Annotated in this window: 4 protein-coding genes; 2 read left to right on the top strand and 2 right to left on the bottom strand. The window is 28.8% G+C overall.

Annotation, left to right across the window (positions count from 1 at the left end):
- The coding region (locus tag AB1Z17_RS14065; protein ID WP_368052401.1) for a LytR/AlgR family response regulator transcription factor at positions 1-298 on the bottom strand (298 nt) is incomplete at its 3' end.
- Complete coding sequence (locus AB1Z17_RS14060) at positions 291-1157, bottom strand: sensor histidine kinase (RefSeq protein ID WP_368052400.1); 867 nt, start codon at positions 1155-1157, stop codon at positions 291-293. The genes AB1Z17_RS14060 and AB1Z17_RS14065, both read right to left, overlap by 8 nt.
- A 464-nt stretch (positions 1158-1621) precedes the next feature.
- Between AB1Z17_RS14060 and AB1Z17_RS14055 the strand changes: the two genes are divergently transcribed.
- Both AB1Z17_RS14055 and AB1Z17_RS14050 read left to right on the top strand, forming a co-directional pair.
- Entirely contained in the window at positions 1622-3310 is a 1689-nt protein-coding gene (locus tag AB1Z17_RS14055; protein WP_368052399.1) for a serine hydrolase domain-containing protein, read from the top strand.
- A 275-nt stretch (positions 3311-3585) separates the two neighbouring features.
- The coding region (locus AB1Z17_RS14050) for an ATP-binding cassette domain-containing protein (protein WP_368052398.1) at positions 3586-4013 on the top strand (428 nt) is incomplete at its 3' end.

Raw genomic sequence — 4013 nt, 5'->3', positions numbered from 1 at the left:
GTTTTAAAAGATAATCTACAACATTCAATTCAAAACCTTCTAAGGCATATTCTTTATAAGCAGTAGTAACAATAGTTTTTGGTGGATTGGACATCGTTTTTAAAAAATCTAGCCCTTTTAATTTTGGCATATTAATATCTAAAAACATAAAATCAACAGTATTTTTATTAAGATATTCCATAGCTTCCATGGCATTATAACAATGATGTTTTAACTCAATATGAGGAATCATACTGCAAAACTCTTCTATAATTTCATGCGCTAAAGGTTCGTCATCAACAATTATAAAATTAAGCATGTTTTAAAATTTTTAAAGTTGTTTTATAAGTATTTATAGTTTTATCAATGACAAGAGTATGTTTTTTTGGATACAATAAGGACAATCTTTTTTGTAAATTTTTTAATCCTATACCCGTAGAATTTGACATTTCTTTAGGATCAAAATTATTTTCAATTTCAAAATAAATATATGCTTCATCTTCTTTTAAATGCATATGAATATATGCATTTTCTGTCAATGTTTCTATGCCGTGTTTAAAAGCATTTTCTAATAAAATGATAAATAAAAGTGGAGCTATTTGTAAATTAGTATCTATATCTTTTTCAAATTGAATATCGACTGATTTTTTGTACCTTATTTTATGTAATTCGATATAGTTTTCTAAATACTCAATTTCATCGTGAAGCGTTACCCATTCTTTTTCTCCTTCATAAATGGTATAACGCATCATATCCGATAGCTTTAAGATAACCTCTGGCGCTTTTTCAGATTGCTTTATTGTTAAAGCATATAAATTATTCAACGTATTAAAGAAAAAATGAGGATTAATTTGTAACCTCAGTAAAGACAATTCAGCCTGAGATTTTTCAGATTTCAAATTTTGAATCCACCTCCATTGTTCAAAAATCCAGACGATAATTAAAATAGGAATGGGTATAAAGAAAATAATAAATGGAAAGTCCTCTTTTATTATTAAATAGGGTTCTAAACCTCCTGAAAATAATCTTAAATAAATGAAATATGCAAAAAGAGGGATATAAAAAAAGGCTATAAGCTTCCAATACTTTTTTATAAACTCAGGGAGTAACAAATATGCAAATCCACACCAGAAAGCCATTAAAAGCATTATGGTAATTGGATTGTCTGGCATACTCATTTTAAAATCAATGAATAAGATAACAAAAAACATTAAGAATAAGCATAAAACTTTAATTGTCGCTTTTCTTTTTTTATTGAAAAAATATATTGATAAGGAAATGATAAGCCCCCAAAAAAGAGCAAAAAAAAGGATTTCATTTGTTTTTTGTTCTGAAAGAATAATGAACCCCATATAATCTAATACATAGAATATTGGCAGCACAATGCTAAATCCAATTAGAAACGCTTTGTATTTTTTTAAAAACTGATTCATAGTCCAAAATTACCATTGTTCAATCGTTTTTGCAACATTATTGATATACACTATTATTTTTATCATCAACAAGACTCTTTTATTGATAAACACAATTGAGCTTGTTTTTTTATAGATATAACTTTATAAAAATAACGTATATCATATAAATTTCATGGTGTTTTTCTTCCGTTTTATGTTTGCCTTAAGTTAATCTTAAATCAATAAAAATGAAAAAAATAATAGCAACACTACTAATTACATTCAGCATTTTCTCAATGAATGCTCAAGAGTCAATTCCGCAACAAACAAACATTGATAAGATCTTCTCAAGATGGGATGCTAAAGATGCTCCAGGAGGAACAGTAGGAATTATAAAAGATGGAAAATTAATTTTTGCAAAAGGATATGGAATGGCCAACTTGGATCATAACATTCCAAACGATCCTAAAACTGTTTTTAGTATAGCTTCAACCTCAAAACAATTTACAGCGGCATCTATCATTCTTTTGTCGGAACAAGGTAAGTTATCATTGGAAGATACATTGATGAAATTTTTCCCAAATTTTCCGGATTATGCCAATGAAGTTACAGTTCAACACTTATTAAACCACACGAGCGGAGTAAGAGATTATATTATCTTGGCAAGGCTTTCTGGTTTAACAGTTGATGATTATTATACAAATGAAATTGTAGAAAAATTATTGACAAATCAACAAGAGTTAAACTTTACTCCTGGCGATGAATATTTGTATAGTAATTCAGGATATTGGCTACTTGGCCAAATAGTTGAAAAAGTAAGCGGTTTAACATTGGCTGAATTTGCAAAGAAAAATATTTTTGATCCTTTAGAAATGAATGATACCCATTTTAATGATAATCAGAATCAAATTGTTAAAAACAGAGCAACTGGATATAGACCTGATAGAAAAGGTGGATATTATATATACAATACAAAACTAAATATGATTGGTGATGGAGGTGTAATTACTAATGTAAGTGATCTTGAAAAATGGGATGCTACATTCTATAATTCGAATTTGTTCAATCAAGGTTTTTGGGATAAAATGACAGAAAATGGAATCTTGAATGATGGAAGTAAGATTCAATACGCAAAAGGCTTAAATATAAATACTTACAAAGGACTTAAAACGATTACTCATAGTGGTGCGTTTGTTGGATATAGAACTGAATTTATACGATTTCCTGAAGCACAATTTTCAGTAATTATATTAGCGAATAGAACAGATACTAATCCAACAAGAATGGCCTACAAGATTGCTGATCTTTTTCTTGAAGATCAATACAAGAAAGAAAAAAGAACTCAAACAAAAAAAACTTCTCCCGAAATAAAGGATTTTAAATCAATTACATTAACAGAAAAAGAACTGAATGCTTTTGAAGGATCTTATTGGGATGGTAAGAATAAAATGAGTCGTAAGCTTGAAGTCCGAAATGATACTCTAAATTATGTAAGAAATGATGGAAGTGCTACTATGATGGTACCAATTTCCAAAAACAAGTTTAAAATGATTGGCCCTCGCATTTCCGTTATTTGTGAAATGAGTTCCAATGGAAACACCAAAGAATTTACACTAAACCTGCCCAATGCAGCGCCATTAACTTATGTTGCCTATAAACCAATAACTGAATATAGCGAAACTGACTTAGAAAGTTATTCTGGTGATTACTATAGCAAAGAATTGGATGCTGTGTACACGCTTAAAACTAAAAAAGATCGCATTCTTCTTTTTGTGAAAGGGAATCCAATTGGAGAAGTGAAACCAATAATGAAAGATGTAATTAGTATTAGATCTAGACAAACATTTGAGTTTAATAAAGAGAGAACAGCATTTAGATTATCAATGTTAGGCAGAGTTAAGAATATAAAGTTTGTTAAAAAATACTCGCGATTATAATTTAAAATTTAATTTATCTATGCATTCAAAAGTTCCTTTTAAAAGGAACTTTTGTTTTTTATAAAGCTTTGATTATTTAATAGGTTTTGAGGTAAAACAAGAGAAACACAGTTGAACAGCATCGTTTTTAACACAAACACTAGACTTTTTTAGTTCAACACAAGTAGAATTAAATAAGAGGTTTTCTAAGTTGAAAAAGACCAAGTTTATCATCTTTAATTTAAAGAAAATTTAAAAGCCTTCATATTTGTAGTGTACTTTAAAATCCAACATAAATGAATACATTAAAAATAAATAATTTAACAAAAACATATCCAAACGGTGTTAAGGCATTAAACGGAATTAACTTAGAAATCACAAACGGAATGTTTGGCCTGTTAGGTGCAAATGGCGCAGGAAAATCTTCATTAATGAGAACTATAGCATCTTTGCAAGAGCCTACTTCTGGGAGTATAGAATTTAATAGTGTTGATATCGTAAAACAACCCAATGAAGTTAGAAAAAGTTTAGGTTATTTACCCCAAGAATTTGGAGTGTACCCAAAAATATCTGCTGAGAAATTGTTAGACCATTTAGCTATTTTAAAAGGGGTTTTAAATACAAAAGATCGTAAAGAACAAGTTTATGCATTATTACAGCAAGTAAATTTATATCAACACAAAAAAAAATCTGTCTACACTTTTTCTGGAGGAATGCGTCAACG

Source organism: Lutibacter sp. (assembly GCF_040883305.1).
Classification (GTDB): Bacteria; Bacteroidota; Bacteroidia; order Flavobacteriales; family Flavobacteriaceae; genus Lutibacter.
The sequence above is the reverse complement of the archived record's forward strand: the minus strand, read 5'-3'. Positions and strand labels throughout refer to the sequence as shown.